15 protein-coding genes and 1 riboswitch are annotated in these 18,842 nt (G+C 65.1%); all 15 genes read right to left on the bottom strand.

The window, feature by feature from the left end; all coding sequences use genetic code 11:
• Positions 1-16: 16 nt before the first annotated feature.
• Positions 17-388, bottom strand: coding sequence for a glycine cleavage system protein GcvH (gene gcvH / locus ACFOKF_RS14135; RefSeq protein ID WP_380796392.1), 372 nt, complete (start codon positions 386-388; stop codon positions 17-19).
• A 28-nt stretch (positions 389-416) separates the two neighbouring features.
• On the bottom strand, positions 417-1,568 hold the full coding sequence (gene gcvT, locus ACFOKF_RS14140; protein ID WP_380796393.1) for a glycine cleavage system aminomethyltransferase GcvT: 1,152 nt from the start codon (positions 1,566-1,568) through the stop codon (positions 417-419).
• Between the two features lie 182 nt (positions 1,569-1,750).
• A riboswitch (glycine riboswitch) is annotated at positions 1,751-1,850 on the bottom strand.
• An 87-nt stretch (positions 1,851-1,937) separates the two neighbouring features.
• Complete coding sequence (locus tag ACFOKF_RS14145) at positions 1,938-3,098, bottom strand: deoxyguanosinetriphosphate triphosphohydrolase (protein WP_380796394.1); 1,161 nt, start codon at positions 3,096-3,098, stop codon at positions 1,938-1,940.
• A gap of 112 nt (positions 3,099-3,210) precedes the next feature.
• A complete protein-coding gene (locus ACFOKF_RS14150) occupies positions 3,211-5,085 on the bottom strand; it encodes a tetratricopeptide repeat protein (protein ID WP_380796395.1) in 1,875 nt (624 codons plus the stop codon).
• Between the two features lie 124 nt (positions 5,086-5,209).
• A complete protein-coding gene (gene ftsZ / locus ACFOKF_RS14155; protein WP_380796396.1) occupies positions 5,210-6,664 on the bottom strand; it encodes a cell division protein FtsZ in 1,455 nt (484 codons plus the stop codon).
• Positions 6,665-6,770: 106 nt separating this feature from the next.
• A complete protein-coding gene (gene ftsA / locus ACFOKF_RS14160; protein WP_380796398.1) occupies positions 6,771-8,054 on the bottom strand; it encodes a cell division protein FtsA in 1,284 nt (427 codons plus the stop codon).
• 6 nt (positions 8,055-8,060) lie between these two features.
• Positions 8,061-9,017, bottom strand: a complete 957-nt coding sequence (locus tag ACFOKF_RS14165; protein WP_380796399.1) for a cell division protein FtsQ/DivIB — start codon at positions 9,015-9,017, stop codon at positions 8,061-8,063.
• The gene (locus ACFOKF_RS14170) at positions 9,010-9,960 is read right to left on the bottom strand and encodes a D-alanine--D-alanine ligase (protein ID WP_380796401.1); all 951 of its coding nucleotides are present in this window, start codon (positions 9,958-9,960) and stop codon (positions 9,010-9,012) included. The genes ACFOKF_RS14165 and ACFOKF_RS14170 overlap by 8 nt, the downstream gene beginning before the upstream one ends.
• Before the next feature lie 148 nt (positions 9,961-10,108).
• Positions 10,109-11,086: a UDP-N-acetylmuramate dehydrogenase gene (gene murB, locus ACFOKF_RS14175; protein ID WP_380796402.1), complete on the bottom strand. Its 978-nt coding sequence runs from the start codon at positions 11,084-11,086 to the stop codon at positions 10,109-10,111.
• The gene (gene murC, locus ACFOKF_RS14180) at positions 11,032-12,459 is read right to left on the bottom strand and encodes a UDP-N-acetylmuramate--L-alanine ligase (RefSeq protein WP_380796404.1); all 1,428 of its coding nucleotides are present in this window, start codon (positions 12,457-12,459) and stop codon (positions 11,032-11,034) included. Before murC ends, murB begins: the two co-directional genes overlap by 55 nt.
• The gene (murG, locus tag ACFOKF_RS14185) at positions 12,456-13,637 is read right to left on the bottom strand and encodes an undecaprenyldiphospho-muramoylpentapeptide beta-N-acetylglucosaminyltransferase (RefSeq protein WP_380796405.1); all 1,182 of its coding nucleotides are present in this window, start codon (positions 13,635-13,637) and stop codon (positions 12,456-12,458) included. Before murG ends, murC begins: the two co-directional genes overlap by 4 nt.
• On the bottom strand, positions 13,634-14,836 hold the full coding sequence (locus ACFOKF_RS14190; RefSeq protein ID WP_380796407.1) for an FtsW/RodA/SpoVE family cell cycle protein: 1,203 nt from the start codon (positions 14,834-14,836) through the stop codon (positions 13,634-13,636). The genes murG and ACFOKF_RS14190 overlap by 4 nt, the downstream gene beginning before the upstream one ends.
• Before the next feature lie 40 nt (positions 14,837-14,876).
• Positions 14,877-16,337 carry a UDP-N-acetylmuramoyl-L-alanine--D-glutamate ligase gene (gene murD, locus ACFOKF_RS14195; RefSeq protein WP_380796408.1) on the bottom strand — a complete coding sequence of 487 codons (1,461 nt, stop codon included), beginning with the start codon at positions 16,335-16,337 and terminating at the stop codon, positions 14,877-14,879.
• Positions 16,338-16,341: 4 nt separating this feature from the next.
• Positions 16,342-17,415 carry a phospho-N-acetylmuramoyl-pentapeptide-transferase gene (gene mraY / locus ACFOKF_RS14200; RefSeq protein ID WP_380796409.1) on the bottom strand — a complete coding sequence of 358 codons (1,074 nt, stop codon included), beginning with the start codon at positions 17,413-17,415 and terminating at the stop codon, positions 16,342-16,344.
• Positions 17,415-18,806, bottom strand: a complete 1,392-nt coding sequence (locus tag ACFOKF_RS14205) for a UDP-N-acetylmuramoyl-tripeptide--D-alanyl-D-alanine ligase (protein WP_380796410.1) — start codon at positions 18,804-18,806, stop codon at positions 17,415-17,417. Before ACFOKF_RS14205 ends, mraY begins: the two co-directional genes overlap by 1 nt.
• Between the last annotated feature and the right edge of the window lie 36 nt (positions 18,807-18,842).

Here is an 18,842-nt window from a genome sequence, read left to right on the forward strand (position 1 = left end):
GGCTTATTTTTGTTGATTAAAGCGAGGCCACGAACTTCTTGTAGGCGGCTTCGTTCATCAGGCCGTCCAGTTCGCTGGCGTCGGCGATGCGCAGCTTGAAGAACCAGCCATCTTCTTCGGCGTCGCTGTTGACCAGCGCGGGTTCGTCTTCCAGCGCGCCGTTGCTTTCGACGACTTCTCCGGAGATCGGCGCGTACACATCCGAAGCGGCCTTGACTGATTCCACGACGGCGGCGTCGTCGCCTTTTTCGAAGGTCGTGCCTTCGGCGGGCAGCTCAACGAATACGATGTCGCCCAGTTGCTCCTGCGCATAGTCGGTGATGCCGACGGTGGCGATTTCGCCCTCTACGTCGATCCATTCATGTTCGTCGGTGAAATAGCGGCTCATCAACTGTCCCCTTGCAAGAATAAAAGACTCAAGCCTTGCGGCGGTAACGATGCGGAACGAACGGCATCGGCGCAACCACCGCGGCGATGCGCTTGCCACGCACTTCGATTTCAAGCGCGGTGCCAAGCGCGCTGTCGGGCAGGCTGACCCAGCCCATGGCGATCGGCGCGCCCACCGTCGGGGCGAAACCGCCCGAGGTGACTTCGCCGACCTCGACCGCGCCGGAGAAGATTTTCGCGCCTTCGCGGGCGGGCAGACGGCCTTCGATCTTGAGGCCAACGCGCTTTGCGCCGGGGCCGTCGGCCAGTTCCTTCATGACGCGGGCATGGCCGATGAAGCCCCCTTCTTCCCGCCGGCGCTTCTGAATGGTGAAGCCCAGATCCGCGCCGATGGTGCTGACGGCGGGCGACAGGTCATGACCGTAGAGCGGCAGGCCCGCCTCCAGACGCAGCGAATCGCGCGCGCCAAGGCCGATCGGCTTGACCTGCGGCAATTCGCACAGCGCATCGGCCAGCAGGGTCACGTCATCGGCGGGCACGCTGATTTCGAAGCCGTCTTCGCCGGTATAGCCCGAACGGCTGATCCACAGCTGCACGCCGCGCCAGGTGAAGAGGCCCGACTGCATGAACAGGAGATCAGCGGTTTCGGGAATGAGCGCGGCCAGCGCTTCGCCGGCTTCCGGCCCTTGCAGCGCCAGCAGCGCCTGCTCATCCATATGGTTCATCACGACTTCATCGGGCAGATAGTCGATCATCCAGCCCATATCGTCATATTTGGTCGCGCCGTTGACGACCATGTAGATGGCCGCGCCATCGAACGCGCCATCGCCCGGACGCGACACCATCAGATCGTCCAGGATGCCGCCCTCTTCATCGAGCAACATCGAATAACGCTGACGAAAGGGCTTCAGCCCCTTGATGTCGCTGGGCAGAATATGTTCGAGCACATCGTCCACGCCCTCGCCCGAAAAAGTGAGCTGGCCCATATGGCTGACGTCGAACAGGCCGGCATGTTCGCGGGTCCAGCTATGTTCGGCCATGATGCCTTCATACTGGATCGGCATATGATAGCCGGCAAAGCCGACCATGCGTGCGCCCTTCGCCCGGTGCCAGGCATCGAGCGGCAGTTCGCCGAGCGGCAATTCTTCTTCGAGATGAGCGATTTCGTCGGCGCCGGACATGGAGCGGCCTTTCCGTGCAGGGGTTTGAGCGCGACAGCATAAACATGCCCGGAGTCGGGCCTGTTACAACTGCCACCCCCTCTGTCACGGAACCTGAGAGCTTTGACCAGCGGCCTTGCGGCCACATGGCTTACCCCTTCGGTGGGACGGCGCATCTGCCCGTCCGCTTTCCAGAGTGCCTTGCGCGCGATGCGGTCCTTTAACCTGAGAGATTCCGGGGCGGTTGCTCCTTCGGTGATGGGGTGGCCTTCAAGGCTTCCCATGCTCTCCCGCATCGTGCCCGGCGGACGAATCCGCTGGAGACGCTTTGTGCATTGCGTCAAAGGACGCGGCGCGTCAATCGCCTGCCTGTTCTTCTTTGGTAGCCGTTCACGGGTTCAGCGCCATCGCCCCGCAAATTTCGGCATGGCGCTTTTCGGCATAGCGGTCGGTCATGCCGGCGATGAAATCGGCGATGTGGCGGCTGCGGGTTGGCTCCTGCAAGGCGCAATCGTCGCGCCATTCGGGCGGCATCAGGGCGGGATCGGCCTGATAGGCGGCGAACAGGTCGGTGACGATGACGCGCGCCCGGTCGGCGGCGGCAAGCTGTTCGGGATGATGATAAAGGGTGGCGTACATGAAGCGCTTGAGATCACGTTCCTGGGCGGCGAGTTCCGGCGAGAAGGCGACGAGGGTCCGGCCCAGCGCGCGGACATCCTCCACCGTTTCGACGCGCGATTCCGCAATGTTGCGGCGGGTCGCTTCGATCAGGTCGTTGGCCATGACGCCAATCTGTTCACGCACCAGTTCGCGCAGCAGCCGGTCCTGCGGCACATCGGGATAGCGGGCGCGCACCCGATCCCAGCAGGTGCGGACCAGCGGCACGTCCAGCAACTGGTCGAGCGTGAGCAATCCGGCGCGCAGGCCATCGTCAATGTCGTGATTGTCATAAGCGATGTCATCGGAAATCGCAGCCAGCTGCGCCTCCAGCGATGCATGGCTGGTGAGATCCAGCGGAAACAGCGCGTCCAGTTCGCGCATGGCCCAGCCGGGATGGGCAATCGGGCCATTATGCTTGGCCAGCCCCTCCAGCATTTCCCAGCTGAGGTTGAGGCCGCGAAAGCGCGGATAGGGACTTTCCAGCAGCATCAACGTGCGCAGCGTATGGGCGTTGTGATCGAAGCCGCCATGATCGTCCAGCGCGGCTTCCAGCGCATCTTCCCCGGCATGGCCGAAAGGGGGATGGCCGATGTCATGGGCAAGGCAAAGCGCTTCGGTCAGGTCTTCGTTCAGGCCCAGCGTGCGCGCGGTGGTGCGGCCGATCTGGGCAACTTCCAGACTGTGGGTCAGGCGGACGCGGAAATGATCGCCATCGGGCGACACGAACACCTGCGTCTTGTGGCGAAGCCGGCGAAAGGCGATCGAATGGATGATGCGATCCCGGTCGCGCTGAAACATATCGCGCGGCCCGCGCATCTCGCCCCCCGCCTCAGCATGAAGGCGGCCAAGGCTGGCGGAAGGATGGCAGGCATAGGAAGCGAGGCTCGTCATGGCGCGCTTCCTAGAGCATTATCGGGCGGGTTTGAACGGTCCGTGATGTGGGCGCGCATTATTTGCCGCGCATATTGCCCCTCTCGTAAACGGGAGGGGGAATAGCGGTGCGTCACTCGCCGGCGAGTTTCTCCACCACTTCGCCGGCGTCGCTTTTCCAGGCGAAGACGTCGGCGCCGTCTTTCTTCAGGTTGGTTTCCAGTTCCTTGGCGCGGGTGAAGCTGGCGAAGGGGCCGACGAGCAGGCGGTTGGTGCGGCCCCAGCTGGCGCTCCAGCCATCCTGACGCGACAGGATCGTGTACTTCTTGCGCAGGCCCTTCATCGTGAAGCCCAGCGCCGACTTGTTCTGGCCGACGCCGACCTGAAGCCAGTTGCGCGAGGGGTTGGCGGCGAGGCGCTTCTTTTCTTCCGCCTCGGCCTTTGCCTTGGCGTCAGCCTCCGCCTTGGCCTTGGCGGCGGCTTCCTTCTTCGCCTTGTCGGCGGCGATGCGGGCGGCCTGCTGCCGTTCGAGGCGGCGTTGCGCCTGAATCGCGGCGATTTCATTGAGATCGACGGCGGCGACGCTGGACTGGCGTTCGGCGTCGGGCACGTCGATGGCGTGGATGATCTGCGCCAGCGTGCGGGTCGCTTCCGGATCGGGCTGGGGTGGAGGCGCCGGCGGGACCGGCTCCGCAGCGACGGGCGGCGTGGATTGCGGTTGCGGTTGCGGTTGCGGCGATGCCTGCGGCGGAGTCGACGCCTGCGCCAGCGTGATGGCGTTCAGCTGCGATCCGGTCGAGGTGGCGGGCGGTGTCGGGTGAGCGGAAGCAGTCTGGCCGGCCCGGTCGATTGAATCGAAGCCAGGTGCGGGCGGCCCCTGCACCCCGTTGGCGGCAGTCGCGGGCGATGGCGCAGGCCGCGCTGGCGGCGTATTTGCAGCGGGCGCGTTGGCAGAGGGCGGCGGTGCGGGGCGAACCGGAGAGGACTGCGGCGTGGCGGCTGGCGGTAGCGGTTGCGTCGTTTGCGCCTGCGCCAGTTGCGGCCCGGATGCGGCCGGAAGAGACTGACGGGCGGCCCGCAGGCCTTCTACGCGGGCAAGGCGCGCCGCTTCGCGCTGCTGACGGCGCTGTTCGGAACGGCTGAGCGGCTTGGCCGGGGTGATAGCGGGCGCGGCCGCGACGGCAACCGGGGCCTTGGCGACGCTGATGCCCGGCGCGGGCGGGGTTGGCGTGATCGCCGCGATGGTCGTGCCGATCTGTTGCGGGAAATGGCCCAGATGCACCGCTGCCGCCTTTTGCGCGGCGGTCAGATAGGGCATTTTCTGCATATAGGGGGTGATGGCGGCGGCCAATTGCGGCGGCATCGTCTGATCGGCGACCTTCTTCGCCTCCGCCTGTTTGTTGTTCATCGCCAGGATGAAGGCGCGATAGCGCCAGGCGGCGCGGTCGCTCTTGTAGAGCAGAGGCTCCAGAACCTTCTCCGATGCGTCGACCTGCCCCGATATGCCAAGCGAGGCGGCGTAGCGGCGGACCAGTTCATCATCATTGGGGGTCCGGGCAAGCGCGGCATAATAATCGCGCTGCGCCCCGGCCTGATCGCCGGTCATATCCTTCGCCAGTGCGCGGTCGGACAGGATGGTCGTATCGGGATAGCCCAGTCGTCCCGCCTGATCGAACAGACGCAATGCCTCGACCGGGTTCTGCATCTTGAGCATGACGCGGGCCAGACCGGCCTTGATCCGTCCATTGCCGCTTTCGATCGCATCGGCGCGCGCATAGAAGCCGGCGGCGGCGCGCGGATCATCCAGCGCGAGCGCGGCCTCCCCTGCCCCGATCAGGGCGTTCACATCCCTGGGATTGGCAGCGAGGCGCGCCAGATGGGCGTTGAGATCATTGGCGTCGAGCGGACGAACCAGTTGCGCCTGATCGGACTGGGCGAGCGCCAGCGGCGCATGGACCGCAACGCCAAGCAGCAGGCTGCGGAGAATCCAGGAGGAAGTGCGTTTCACGTCCGCGCCTTAGCCGATGAAAGGAGGAATGGGGAATTGGCCCAATGAAAAAGCGCGCCGGATTGCCCCTGGCAATCGACGGCGCGCTTCAAGGCATGTCACGGCGCAGCGATGCGCCGGACGATCACTGGTTGTTCTGACGATTGAGGAAGCGCGGAATATCCACGCCCGGCGTCGCATCGTCCGCGCCAGCGCCCTTGTCAGCACCGCGAGTCAGGCCGGCCATGCGTTCGAACAGCGTGCCGCCGGTGGCGACGCGCGGCGCGGGCTGGGCTGGAGCGGCAGGCGCCGGTGCGGGCGCAGCGCTGTCCTCACCCAGGATCAGTTCGTCCTGATCCGGCCCTTCATCCGAGAAGACGGCGGTGGGCTTGGGCGGCGAGAAGGGCGCAGGGGCGGCGGCGGGCTGCACCGGAGCGGGCGCTTCGGGCACGTTGAGTTCCAGCGCTTCGGGTTCGGGCGCGGGCTTGGCCACCGGAGCCGGGGCCGGAGCGGCGACCGGCGCAGGCTGGGGCGCGACCGGCGCGGGACGGGGGGCAGCGGCCTGCGGCACGGCAACGGCGGGACGGCTGGCGAAGCTGAACGGCTGGGTCAGCGGCGCAGCATGATTGCCGACTTCATTGTCGATGCCGGTGGCGACCACCGACACGCGAATCTTGCCATTGAGGCCGTCGTTGAAGGCGCTACCCCAGATGATGTTCGCGTCCGGGTCCACCAGTTCGCGGATATGGTTGGCGGCTTCGTCCACTTCCATCAGGCGCATGTCGTCGCCACCGACGATCGAGACGATCACGCCCTTCGCGCCGCGCATCGACACGCCGTCGAGCAGCGGGTTGGCGATCGCCTTTTCGGCGGCCTGAAGCGCGCGGCCGTCGCCTTCCGCTTCGCCGGTGCCCATCATCGCCTTGCCCATTTCGCCCATCACCGAACGCACGTCGGCAAAGTCGAGATTGATGAGGCCGGGCATGATCATGAGGTCGGTGATCGAACGGACGCCCTGTTGCAGAACCTCGTCCGCCATCTGGAACGCTTCCTTGAAGGTCGTGTTCGGATTGGCGATCAGGAACAGATTCTGGTTCGGAATGACGATCAGCGTATCGACATGCTTCTGAAGCTCTTCGATGCCGCTTTCGGCCGACTTCATACGGCGATTGCCTTCGAAGGTGAAGGGCTTGGTCACGACGCCGACGGTCAGGATGCCGCGATCGCGCGCCGCCTTGGCAATGACGGGGGCCGCACCGGTGCCGGTGCCGCCACCCATGCCGGCGGTGATGAAGCACATATGCGCGCCGTTGAGCGCTTCTTCGACCGAGACGATGGTTTCTTCCGCCGCCGCCTTGCCGATTTCGGGGCGCGAACCGGCGCCCAGACCTTCGGTGATTTGCGGGCCGAGCTGGATGCGGCGTTCTGCCGGCGAGCTGTTGAGCGCCTGCGCGTCCGTGTTCGCCACGATGAAGTCCACGCCCTCTACCGAGGCGGCGATCATGTTCGCGATGGCATTGCCGCCTGCGCCACCGACGCCGATGACCGCGATGCGCGGCTTCAGTTCGTCCACATGGGGCGGGCTGATTTCAATGCTCATATATTCTGCTCCCTCAGCTTCCTCGTCAGGAAGCGACACCGTCATCATTCGTTAACACCAGAAAATAGGGGATTCACCACCTATTTTCGTCTTCGTTCAAATTCATTCAATAGTTGGTCTTCATCGCGCGCATCATTCGCTGCCACCACATGGGCGCACCGATACGGTGCACCGTCTGCGGCGCGGGCGCCATCGTGCGGAGATCAACCGGGTTAGAAGCGCCATAAAGCGCCAATCCCGCCAAAGTTGCGAAGGCCGGCCCACTATGCGCTTCGGGCATGGCGGACAAGCCCCTTGGTCGCCCGACGCGCACGGCGCGGCCCAGCGCGCCCTGTGCATAATCGGCCATGCCCTTCATTTCCGCGCCGCCGCCGGTCAGCACGACCTGACGCCCGGTGGAGTTGAAGCCCATGCCAGCGAGCGCGGCATTCACTTCGGTCATGATCTGATTGAGCCGTTCGCAGATGACGCCGACCAGTGCTGCGCGGGTGATCTTGCCCCCTTCCGCATTGGGACCGGCGGCTTGCCCCGGCACCGCGACTTCGCCATGGGGCGGCGCGATTTCGATCATCTCGCGGAAATCGCGCGGGTTCTGCATCGCCGAGCCATAAAAGCATTTGATCCGCTCCGCCTGGCTGCGGCGGATGCCGAAGGCGGACGCGATGTCATCGGTAATGTCCGATGCGCCCAGCGGGATCGAATGCAGGCCGACCAGCATGCCGCCGGCATAGAGCGAGACATTGGTGACGCCTGCGCCGATTTCCACCAGCGCGACGCCCAGATCGCGCTCCTCCTCCGACAGGCAGGCAAGGCCGGTCGCGATCGGCGCGGCGACGATCGAATTGACGTTGAGGTACGCGCCACGCACGCACAGGTCGAGATTGGCGAGCGGCGCGCCGTCCGCCAGCACGACATGAATGTCGACGCCCAGCAGGTCGGCATGCATGCCGATCGGCTTCTTCACCGGCACCTTGCCATTGATGGTGAAGCAGGTGGGCTGCGCATGCAGGACGATGCGGCCGTCCGGGTCGATGCCCTGCTGGCCGGTGGTGAGCAGATCGTCAATATCCGCCTGCTCGACGCGGTATCCACCCATGTCGCGCTCGACCGTGACGACGTCGCTGACCAGCGATCCGCCCGAGAAGCTGACCCAGACATCCTCGATATTGGTGCCTGCAACGCGCTCTGCCTGTTCCACCGTTTCGCGCACGGCGAGTTCGGTCCGCTCCATATCGGCGATGAAGCCGCGGCGCACGCCCCGGCTTTCCCGCTGTCCCGTGCCCAGGATCGCGAGTTCGCCGGTATCGGTGCGACCTGCGATCAGCGCCGACACTTTCCAGGAGCCAATGTCGATCGCGGTAATGAGCTTTTCGACCTTGGGCTGCGCCATGCTGTCTTAGCCTTCCTCGCCGTCTGTCGGCGCCTTGGCGCTGTCGGTCGATCCATTCGCCGCTGCGTCCATCGGCTTTTCTTCCACCTGTCCTTGCGGCAGGCGCAGGACGAAGCGGTCAGGATCGCGCATGTCGAATTTGACGATGCCCCGGCCGAGCAGCCGGTTGACGCCATCCATGCGCGCGAAATTCACCAGCGCAGAGGCTGAATCCTTGTCACCCTCCGGCAGGGAGAGCGTTTCTCCCGACTGAAAGCGCAAGTCCCAGCGGCGGTTCCCGACCCAGGTCGCGCCGGCCAGCATCGGCTTTAGCGCCGGGGCATTTTCCATCAGCTTGTTGAGGCCCGCCGTCTGAAGATTGGCATTGGGTCCGACGACCAGAGGCAGATCCGGCATCGCGCTGGCGGACACGGACTGAAGCACCACGCCCTGCACATCGATCAGGTGAAGCTGGCCATTATGCTGCCACACGGCGACCGGATCGCGCTCGACAATGTCCACGACCAAAGTGTCGGGCAGACGGCGGGAAATACGCGCATCCTTGACCCAGCCGAGTTTCAGCATTTCGGCCCGGACCTTCGGCAGATCGAGCGAGAGCATGGAGCGATCCACCTGCCCCAGCGCGATATTGTAGACGGGCAGTTCGTCCATCCGCTCGACACCGCGCACTTCGACCTTTTCCACCTCGAAGCCAGCGCGGGCGGCGATGTCCGCCGCCTGCTGACGCGCCATGTCGGGGACGCCCAGATAGATGGCGATGCCGATGGCGATGGCGCCGAAAATGGCGACGATCGCCCAGCTGGCCATGCGTTGCAGCGTGGCTTCGCTGACGGGGAGCATTTCGAACAGCTGATCGACCCAGCTACGGCGCTTGAGCGCGCGGCCGCGACCGCCCTTGGTTGCCCTGCCCTTTGCGCTGCTCAGCCGTGCGGTGCCGCCGCGTCGGATGCGTGCTTCAGCCATCCTTCTGTCCCCCGGCGCGGTTCAGCGCCTCCTCGACAATAGTCTCCACCAGCGTGGCATAGTCAATGCCCAGCTTCGCCGCCTGTTCGGGGACGAGGCTCAAGGGCGTCATGCCCGGCTGAGTATTGACCTCCAGCAGATACAGCCCCTCGACGCCCTGCTCATCGTCCCAGCGGAAGTCGGAGCGCGACGCGCCCTTGCAGCCCAGCAACTGGTGCGCACGCAGCGCGATCGCCTTGCAGGCTTCGGTGATTTCTGCCGGAATTTCCGCCGGACAGACATGTTCGGTCATGCCGTCGGTATATTTGGCGTCGAAATCATAAAAGCCGCTCTTGGGCCGCAATTCGGTGACGAGCAGGGCTTCGTCGCCCAGCACGGCGGTCGTCAGTTCGCGGCCGCGAATATAGGGTTCGGCCAGCAATTGCGGGAAATCCTGCCAAGGGCCGACAGCATCACGGGCAATGGGATTGCCATAATTGCCCTCCGCCGTGACGATGGCGACACCGACCGAACTGCCTTCGTTCACGGGTTTCAGCACATAGGGGCGCGGCAGCGGATCGGCGGTGAAAAGGCTTTCGCTTTCCACGATATGGCCGCCGGGCATGGGGATGCCGTGCGGCAGCAGCGCCTGCTTGGTCAGTTGCTTGTCGATCGCGATGACCGATGTGGCGAGGCCGCTATGGGTGTAGGTGAGGCCCATCAGGTCCATCATGCCCTGCACCGTGCCATCCTCGCCCGGCACGCCATGGAGCGCGTTGAAGATGACGTCGGCCCTGGTTTCGGCAAGGCGCGCGGCGACATTGCGGTCCATGTCGATCCGCGTGACGGTGTGGCCGCGCGATTCCAGCGCCTTGGCGACGCCCTCGCCCGAGGACAGCGACACCGGCCGTTCCGCCGACCAGCCGCCCATCAGGACGGCGACATGCCAGGGACCACGGGTCATGCCACTCCTCCCCGGTACGGGGAGGGGGACCGACGCGAAGCGGCGGTGGAGGGGGTTACCCCCACGCGACGCACCGAGAGGATAACCCCCTCCGTCTGGCCTGCGGCCAGCCACCTCCCCGTACCGGGGAGGAATTGGTTCGTGCCGCTCACTTCTTGGCTCCCGTAAAATCATCGTCGGCAGACAGGCCAACCCGCTGGATTTCCCATTCCAGTTCGACGCCGCTTTTTGCCTTCACGCGGCGGCGGACTTCCTCGCCCAGCGCTTCGATGTCGGCGCTGGTGGCGTCGCCGGTGTTGAGCAGAAAATTGGTGTGCTTTTCGCTGACCTGCGCGCCACCCAGAGCCAAGCCGCGGCAGCCCGCATCGTCCACCAAGGCCCATGCCTTGTGCCCATCCGGGTTCTTGAAGGTGGAGCCGCCGGTCTTGCTGCGCAGCGGCTGGCTTTCCTCGCGCGCGGCGGCGATGCGATCCATTTCGGCCTGAATGACAGCGGGTTCGCCGGGGTGGCCGCGGAAGGTTGCGCTGACGACGACCGCGCCTGCTGGCAGGGTCGAGTGGCGATAGGTGTAGCCCAGATCGGCAGCGGACAACGTCACTCGTTCACCCGAGCGCAGAATGACGTCGCATTCGACCAATATGTCGCAGGTTTCGCGGCCATAGGCGCCGCCATTCATGCGCACGAAGCCGCCGACCGTGCCGGGGATGGAGCGCAGGAATTCAAGGCCGGCGACGCCCGCGTCGCGCGCCGTCGAGGAGACGAGGATGCCCGATGCGCCGCCGCCGCATATGAGCGTGGTGGCGTCCAGCGCCTCGACCTTCGCGAAGGGCTTGCCCAGCCGCACGACCACGCCGGGTACGCCGCCATCGCGCACGATGAGGTTGGAGCCAAGGCCGAGCGCCATCACCGGCACGGACGGATCAAGATCGCGCAGGAAAGCGGACAGGTCGTCCGCATCCCTGGGTTCGAACAGCCATTGCGCCGCGCCGCCCGCCTTGAACCAGACGAGCGGGGCCAGCGGCGCTTGCGCCTTCAATGTGCCGCGAACGGCCGGGAGGGCGAACGCCGTCGTCACGCCGTCTCCGTCGTCCGGGCCGTCACGGCAGCCGCAAGGCCCGCCGCCCATTTGGTGATGTCGCCCGCGCCTAGGCAGATGACCATGTCGTCGGGCTGGATATCGGCCGCAATCGCCCTGGCCAGATCATCCGCATCGGCGACGGTCGAGGCATGGCGATGGCCGCGCCGCTTGAGACCGGCGACCAAAGCTGCACTGTCCACGCCCTCGATCGGCTGTTCGCCGGCGGTGTAGACCGGGGCGGCATAGACGATGTCGGCATCGTTGAACGCCTGCTGAAATTCATCCATCAGGTCGCGCAGGCGGGTGAAGCGGTGCGGCTGGACCACGGCGACGACCCGGCCTTTCGCGCCTTCGCGGGCGGCGGCGAGCACGGCCTTGATCTCGACCGGGTGGTGGCCATAATCGTCGATGACGGTGGCGGTGCCGCCCGCAACCGCGATCTCGCCGACCTTGGTGAAGCGGCGTTTCACGCCGCCAAACTTGGCGAAGCCGGTCTGGATGGTCGCGTCTTCAATACCCATTTGTAACGCGACGCCGATGGCGGCCATGGCGTTGAGGACATTGTGCCGGCCCGGCATCGGCATTTCGATGCCCTCGATCCGGCGGATCGCGCCGTCGCGTTCGCGAATCTGAACATCGAAGCGATTGCCGCCGGGGATCGGCTGCACATTTTCGCCGCGAATGTCGGCCTGGGCGGAAAAGCCATAGGTGACGATGCGGCGGTCCTGCACGCGCGGCAGGATGGCCTGGACTTCGGGATGGTCGAGGCAGAGCATCGCCGCGCCATAGAAAGGCACGTTGCCGACGAACTCGACGAAGGCATCCTTCACCCGGTCGAAGCTGCCATAATGATCCAGATGCTCGGGATCGATATTGGTCACGACCGCGATCGTGCCGTCGAGGCGCAGGAAGCTGCCGTCGCTCTCGTCCGCCTCAACGACCATCCAGTCGCTATTGCCCAGACGCGCGTTGGAGCCATAGCTGTTGATGATGCCGCCATTGATGACGGTGGGGTCCACGCCGCCCGCATCCAGCAGCGCCGCGACCATGGAGGTGGTCGTGGTCTTGCCATGGGTGCCCGCGACCGCGACGGTGGATTTCAGCCGCATCAGTTCGGCCAGCATTTCCGCGCGGCGAATGACGGGGACGCGGTTTTCCAGCGCCAGTTCGACTTCCGGGTTGCCCCGCTTGATCGCGGTGGAGGTGACGACCACGGCGGCGTCACCCAGATTTTCGGCCTTGTGGCCGATCATCACCTTGATCCCCTTGGCGCGCAGCCCTTCCACGACATAGCCTTCGGCCACGTCGGACCCCTGCACGCTATAGCCCAGATTATGCATCACTTCGGCGATACCGGACATGCCAATGCCGCCGATGCCGATGAAATGGATCGTGCCGATGTCGGTGCCGACACCCTTCATGCGGGAACTCCCTGGAGATTGAGGCTGGTCGGCGTCGGGCCGACCTTGAGCGGGTCATTCATGATCGGCGCCTTGCCGATGCTTTCGAGCAGGTCGGCCATGTCGCGCGCGGCGTCCGGGCGCCCGCAGTTGCGGGCGCGCTTGGCGGCATTTTGCAGCGCGCCGGGTTCCAGCGCCATCTTCTGCATCTGCTTGGCAAGTTCGACCGCGGTGAAGCGCGCCTGCGGGATGGTGCGGGCGCCGCCGGCCTCGGTCATTTCCTTCGCATTGGCGGTCTGATGATCGTCCATGGCGCTGGGCAGCGGAATGAGGATCGCCGGGCGGCCGGCGCAGGTCAGTTCGGCCAGCGTCGATGCGCCGGCGCGTGCGATCACCAGATGCGACCAGCCGAGCTTTTCGGGCACATCGTTGAAATAGGTGGCGAGATCGGCGGGGATTTCCATCTCCGCATAGACTTTGCGCACCCGCTCAATATCCTCGGCGCGGCATTGCTGCGTGACTTGCAGGCGGCGGCGCAGCGCGATGGGCAGCATCGACAGGCCTTCGGGCACGACGCTGGACAGGATCGAAGCGCCCTGGCTGCCGCCGATCACCAATACGCGGAAGACGCTTTCGTCGGTGAGGGCGGGAAACTCCTCTTCGCGCAGCGCCTTTACTTCTTCGCGCACCGGATTGCCGATCAGGTGGACCTTGCCGGCATAGCCGCTCTTGAGCCGCTGAACGTCGGGATAGGCGGTGGCGATGGCGTCGACCCGGCCGGCGAGCAGGCGATTGACCCGGCCCAGGACGGCGTTCTGTTCATGGATGGCGGTCGGGATGCCATCGGCCAGCGCGCCGAGCAGCGCGGGCATGGCGGGATAGCCGCCAAAGCCGACCACGGCGGTCGGGCGGAAGGTTTCGTTGAGGCGGCGGGCCATGGCGCGGCCGGCCAGGATCGCCTTCAGCGCGCCGGGCCAACTTGCCGGGTTCTTGGTCATGCGGCCGGCGGGCATAACATGGACCTGCGCCCGATTGTCCGGCGCCTTGTCAAAGATGCCGGGGATTTTCGCGCCCCGTTCATCGGTGACGAGAGCGACATGATGGCCGCGCGCCATCAGTTCCTCCGCCACCGCATGGGCTGGAATCATATGACCCCCCGTCCCGCCGGCGGCGAGGACGAAGTGACGGGAAATGCTCATCGACCACTCCATTTGACGACCGTGTGCCGACCCATGAAGGGGTTGCGCCGCGTGAATGCGAGCAACAGGCCAACGCCGATACAAAGCGCCAGCATAGAGGAGCCACCGTAGCTGATAAAGGGCAGCGTCATGCCCTTCGACGGAAATATCTGCGCATTCACGCCCATATTGATGATCGCCTGTAGCCCGAATTGCGTCGTGAGGCCGGCGGCGGCGAGGATGGTGAAATTATCTTCCTCGTCCAGCAGGCGCAGCAGCACCCGCACCACGATGGCCAGATAGACGCAGGCGATGGCGATGCAGGCGAGCAGGCCGAACTCTTCGCCGATGACCGAGAAGATGTAATCGGTATGCGCTTCGGGCAGGCGGAACTTGTTCTGGCCGCCGCCCGGCCCGACGCCGGTAAAGCCGCCATGGGTGATGGTGCGGAAGGCAAGGTCGGTCTGGTCCGGGCCGGTGTCCATCTGGACGCCGATGCCGAGGAAGTCGTTGATGCGCTGACGACCATTTTCATAGAACATGTAGACGCCGACCAGTCCGGTAAGGCCAAGACCGCCCAGCATGGCGATCCAGCGCATTTCCAGCCCCGAAAGCAGCAGCAAGCAGCCCCAGCAGGCGAGAAAGATGACCGTCTGGCCAAAGTCGGGCTGACGCATCAGGATCGCCGCGATCAGCAAAGTCATCGCCCCGGTCAGTTGCATGACGGGCAGATTCTGGTCCTTGGCGCGCAGCGACAGCAGCCAGGCCAGCGTCACCACATAGACGGGCTTCAGAAATTCCGATGGCTGGAAACGGAAGCCGGGCAGATCGATCCAGCGCTTGGCGCCGTTCACCGTCGAGCCGAGCAAGGGCACGAACAGCAGCATCAGGAAGAAGAAGGCGCATAGAAAAATCGCCAGCCGCCGCGCCTGCGGCCGGGGCAGCATGGAGATGACCAGCATGATCGGCAGGCCGATGAAAACCCACATCAACTGACGATAGAAATAGATGAGCGGATTGACCGCGACCGACGCCGTCGACCGGTCGATCGCGGCGACGGGCGAGGCCGCGGCGACGGCGACCAGCCCGATCGCCATCAGCGCGACGATCAGCGACAGGAGGACGCGGTCGATTTCCCAGAACCAGATGGCGAGCGCCGTCCGCTCGCGCGGAACGGTGCGGGTGCGAAACCCCTTCACCAGTTCACCGGCCCTCGACATGCCTGTTCCCTTCCTGCTCATCGCCGCCCCACGGCCTTTCTTATTCGAGCGCGTTCACGGCGGCGGCGAAGGCATCGCCGCGCGCTTCGAAATCGCGAAACTGATCGAAACTGGCGCAGGCCGGCGACAGCAGCACCACATCCCCCGGCTGCGCAATGCGCGCGGCGCGGCGGACGGCGGCGCTTAGCATTTCGCTGTCATCCACCGCCATATGCGGGCGCAGCAAGTCGGCGAACATATGCCCCGCTTCGCCGATGGTATAGGCGTGGGCGATGTTGGCATAATGGGGGACGCATTCGTCCAGATTGTCCGACTTGGCGACCCCGCCCAATATCCAGTGGATGCGCGGCTTGCCGTCGATCGCGGGCCATGCGGCGAGCGCCGGCGCGGTCGAGGCGGCGTTGGTCGCCTTGCTGTCGTTGACGTAGAGGACGCCGTTCAACGTGCGGACGGCCTGCATGCGATGGGGGAGCGAGGCGTAGCTGGCGAGGGCATTGGCGATGGTCGCGGCATCGATGCCCAGCGCCTTTGCGACAGCGATGGCGACAGCTGCATTCTGGGCGTTGTGCGGACCCTGAAGCGAGGGCCAGCCAAGCTGTTCGGTGGTGCCTATGTCGGTTGAGGCGACTTCCATAACGCCGTGCTCCTGCGAAAGCAGGAGCCCAGGGTCGGATGCACCGCCAATGCGCCCCAGGCTCCTGCTTTCGCAGGAGCACAAGCTCTGGGCGATCTTGCGGCTGGGTTCGTCTTCCACCGCAATTACCGCTTTATGCCCCGCCGATTGCATCGCGAACAGCCGGGCCTTGGATGCAATATAGCCTTCGAAACCATTATAGCGATCGAGATGATCGGGCGTGATGTTGAGCAGCACGGCGACGTCGCAATCGAGGCTGTGGGTCAGGTCGATCTGATAGCTGGACAGTTCCAGCACATAGACGCCGGCGCCATGCAGGTTCGGTTCCAGCGGCTCCTGCCCCAGGATCGGCAGGCCGATATTACCGCCCATGCGCGCGGGGAAGCCAGCCTGCTCGATAATGTGGTGGATCAGCGCCGTGGTGGTCGACTTGCCATTGGTGCCGGTGATGCCGACGACCTTGTGCGGCGGCAGCGTCGGGCGGGCGAGCGCGAACAGTTCGATGTCGCCGATGACCGGTACGCCGGCCAGCTTCGCGCGCATCGCGATCGGATGCTTGTTGAGCGGGACGCCGGGCGAGACGACAATGCCGTCGAAGCCGGCAAGGTCGATCTCCATCGGATCGCCTATTTCCAAAACCCCGTTCGTTTCGAGCGAAGTCGAGAAACCCTGCTCACCACTACCGTCTCTCGACTTCGCTCGAGACGAACGGACGCGGTGCATTCCCGCCTCGCGCGCTTCTTCCCGGCTGTCCCACGCCACGACGCGCGCGCCGCTGGCGACGAGGGTGTCGACGGTGGCAAGGCCCGAACGGGCGAGGCCAAGGACGGCATATGTCTTGCCAGCAAAAGCGTCTGAAACGATCATTCGCTTACCTCAGCTTCAGGGTGGCGAGGCCGGCGAGCGCCAGCACGAAGGCGATGATCCAGAAACGGATCACGACGGTCGGCTCGGCCCAGCCAAGCTGTTCGAAATGATGGTGGATCGGCGCCATGCGGAAGACGCGCTTGCCGGTGCGCTTGTAGAAGAAGACCTGAATGATGACCGACAGCGCCTCCACGACGAACAGGCCGCCGATGATGCCCAGCACGATTTCATGATGGGCAGTGACGGCGATCACGCCGATCGTGCCGCCCAGCGCAAGGCTGCCGGTGTCGCCCATGAAGACGGCGGCGGGCGGCGCGTTGAACCACAGGAAGGCGAGGCCCGACCCGATGATCGCGCCGCACAATATGGTGAGGTTGCCAGCGCCCGGCACATGGGGAATGCCCAGATATTGGGCGAAGTCCGCACGGCCGACCAGATAGACGATCAGCAGGAAGGCGAGGCTGGCGATGATGACCGGCATGGTGGCGAGGCCGTCCAGCCCGTCGGTCAGGTTCACCGCATTGCCGAACGCCACGATGACGAAGGCGGCGAAGCAGAAATAGAACGGCCCAAGCTCGATCGCGGGACCATTATAGAAGGGCACGTAGAGCGCGGTATTGCCATGCTGGTGGACGATCATCCATGCGGCCACGCCCGCGATCAGAAATTCGAAGAGCAGGCGCATCTTGCCCGACAGCCCTTTGTGGCTGGCCTTCGTCACCTTGTCATAATCGTCGAGGAAGCCGATTGCGCCGAAGCCCAGCGTCACGAACAGGCAGGCCCAGACATAGGTGGAACTGAGGTCCATCCACAGCAGCACCGACGCGACCATGGAGGTCAGGATCATGAGGCCGCCCATGGTGGGCGTGCCGCGCTTGGCGAGGTGAGTCTGCGGCCCATCGGTGCGGATCGGTTGTCCCTTGCCCTGACGCACGCGCAGCCAGCCGATGAATTTGGGACCAATGACCAGCCCGATCAGCAGCGCGGTAAAGATCGCCGCGCCCGCCCGGAAGGACAGATAGCGGATCAGGTTGAAGATACCCGCAAAATCAAGGGTTTCGGCGAGCCAGTACAGCATCAGTTCGTCTCTTTCTCGCGGGCGGCTTCGGTCAGGGCGGCGATCAGGCGGGACAGCCCGACGCCATTGGAGCCTTTGACCAGAACAGCGTCGCCCGCGCGCATTTCGGTTTGGATAAGGGGGATGGCCGCCGCCGTGTCGGGGACATGGGCATAGGGGATGGCGCCATCCAACGCATCGGCCAGCGGCGCCATTTCAGCGCCGACGAGAATGGCGAAATCCACCTGCCCCGCCGCCAGCGACGCGGCAAGGCCGGCGTGCAGTTCGACGCTGCGATCGCCCAGTTCGCGCATGCCGCCCAATATGGCGATGCGGCGATCGGCATTTTCGCGGCCCAGCTGGGTCAACGTCGCCTTCATCGACAGCGGATTGGCGTTATAGCTTTCATCGATCAGCAGCGCTTTGCCGCCCGCAACGGGCAACATGCGCCGTTCGCCGCGGCCCGGCAGGCCGGGCATTTCGGCGAGCGCAAGGCCCGCCGCCGCCAGATCGCCGCCGACCGCCTCCACGGCGGCCAGCACGGCCAATGCATTGGACACCCAATGATCGCCCGGCGCGGCGATGGTGAAGCAAAGTTCCGCGTCGGGCAGCCTTGCCGTGACGAAGGTGCCGCCGCCCGGCGCAGCCATCGATTCCATCACATGAATGTCGGCCTGATCGCTCATGCCGAAGGTCAGGATGCGGCCGGCATGGCGCTCCGCCTTGTTATAGAGGGTCGCGACATGGGGGCTGTCATAGGGGATGATCGCGGTGCCGCCCGACTCCAGCCCTTCGAAAATCTCCGCCTTGGCTTGCGCAATCTTCGCTTCGGTGCCGAAAAATTCGATGTGGGCGGGCGCGATGGCGGTGACGATGGCGACATGGGGGCGGACCTGCCGTGTCAGGGCAGAGAGTTCGCCGGCATGGTTCATGCCCATTTCGAACACGCCATAGGCAGCATCGCGCGGCATCCGGCTAAGGCTGAGCGGCACGCCAACATGGTTGTTGTAGCTTTTGACCGAACGATGCACCTGCCCCGGCGCGCTGCGGTCCAGCGCGAGGAAGAGCGCTTCCTTCGTGCCGGTCTTGCCGACCGATCCGGTGACGCCAATCACCTTGCCAGCCATGCGCTTGCGCGACGCTCTTCCCAAAGATTCGAGCGCGGCGGCGCTGTCGGGAACGAGGATATGGGGATGGGCGACGGGTTCGCTGACGATCGCACCCGCCGCGCCCTGACCGAACGCCCGGTCGATGAACTTATGGCCGTCGGTGGTTTCGCCCTTCATCGCGACGAACAGGTCGCCCTGCCCCACTTCGCGGCTGTCAAAGGCGACGCCCGAAACGGCGAACGGCGCCGACGCGGCGCCGCCTGTTGCCTGGGCGATTTCAGCGGAGGTCCAGAGGTCGGTCATAGACACAAACCTCCGTTCGGTTCGAGCCTGTCGAGA

It is taken from the genome of Sphingobium rhizovicinum, assembly GCF_042647625.1.
Classification (GTDB): Bacteria; Pseudomonadota; Alphaproteobacteria; order Sphingomonadales; family Sphingomonadaceae; genus Sphingobium; species Sphingobium rhizovicinum.

Coding starts and splice junctions, on each gene's coding strand:
- gcvH (WP_380796392.1), bottom strand. CDS start 388: ATGAGCCGCTATTTCACCGACGAACATGAATGGATCGACGTAGAGGGC.
- gcvT (WP_380796393.1), bottom strand. CDS start 1,568: ATGTCCGGCGCCGACGAAATCGCTCATCTCGAAGAAGAATTGCCGCTC.
- ACFOKF_RS14145 (WP_380796394.1), bottom strand. CDS start 3,098: ATGACGAGCCTCGCTTCCTATGCCTGCCATCCTTCCGCCAGCCTTGGC.
- ftsZ (WP_380796396.1), bottom strand. CDS start 6,664: ATGAGCATTGAAATCAGCCCGCCCCATGTGGACGAACTGAAGCCGCGC.
- ftsA (WP_380796398.1), bottom strand. CDS start 8,054: ATGGCGCAGCCCAAGGTCGAAAAGCTCATTACCGCGATCGACATTGGC.
- ACFOKF_RS14165 (WP_380796399.1), bottom strand. CDS start 9,017: ATGGCTGAAGCACGCATCCGACGCGGCGGCACCGCACGGCTGAGCAGC.
- ACFOKF_RS14170 (WP_380796401.1), bottom strand. CDS start 9,960: ATGACCCGTGGTCCCTGGCATGTCGCCGTCCTGATGGGCGGCTGGTCG.
- murB (WP_380796402.1), bottom strand. CDS start 11,086: ATGGGCGGCGGGCCTTGCGGCTGCCGTGACGGCCCGGACGACGGAGAC.
- murC (WP_380796404.1), bottom strand. CDS start 12,459: ATGAAGGGTGTCGGCACCGACATCGGCACGATCCATTTCATCGGCATC.
- murG (WP_380796405.1), bottom strand. CDS start 13,637: ATGAGCATTTCCCGTCACTTCGTCCTCGCCGCCGGCGGGACGGGGGGT.
- ACFOKF_RS14190 (WP_380796407.1), bottom strand. CDS start 14,836: ATGTCGAGGGCCGGTGAACTGGTGAAGGGGTTTCGCACCCGCACCGTT.
- murD (WP_380796408.1), bottom strand. CDS start 16,337: ATGATCGTTTCAGACGCTTTTGCTGGCAAGACATATGCCGTCCTTGGC.
- mraY (WP_380796409.1), bottom strand. CDS start 17,415: ATGCTGTACTGGCTCGCCGAAACCCTTGATTTTGCGGGTATCTTCAAC.
- ACFOKF_RS14205 (WP_380796410.1), bottom strand. CDS start 18,806: ATGACCGACCTCTGGACCTCCGCTGAAATCGCCCAGGCAACAGGCGGC.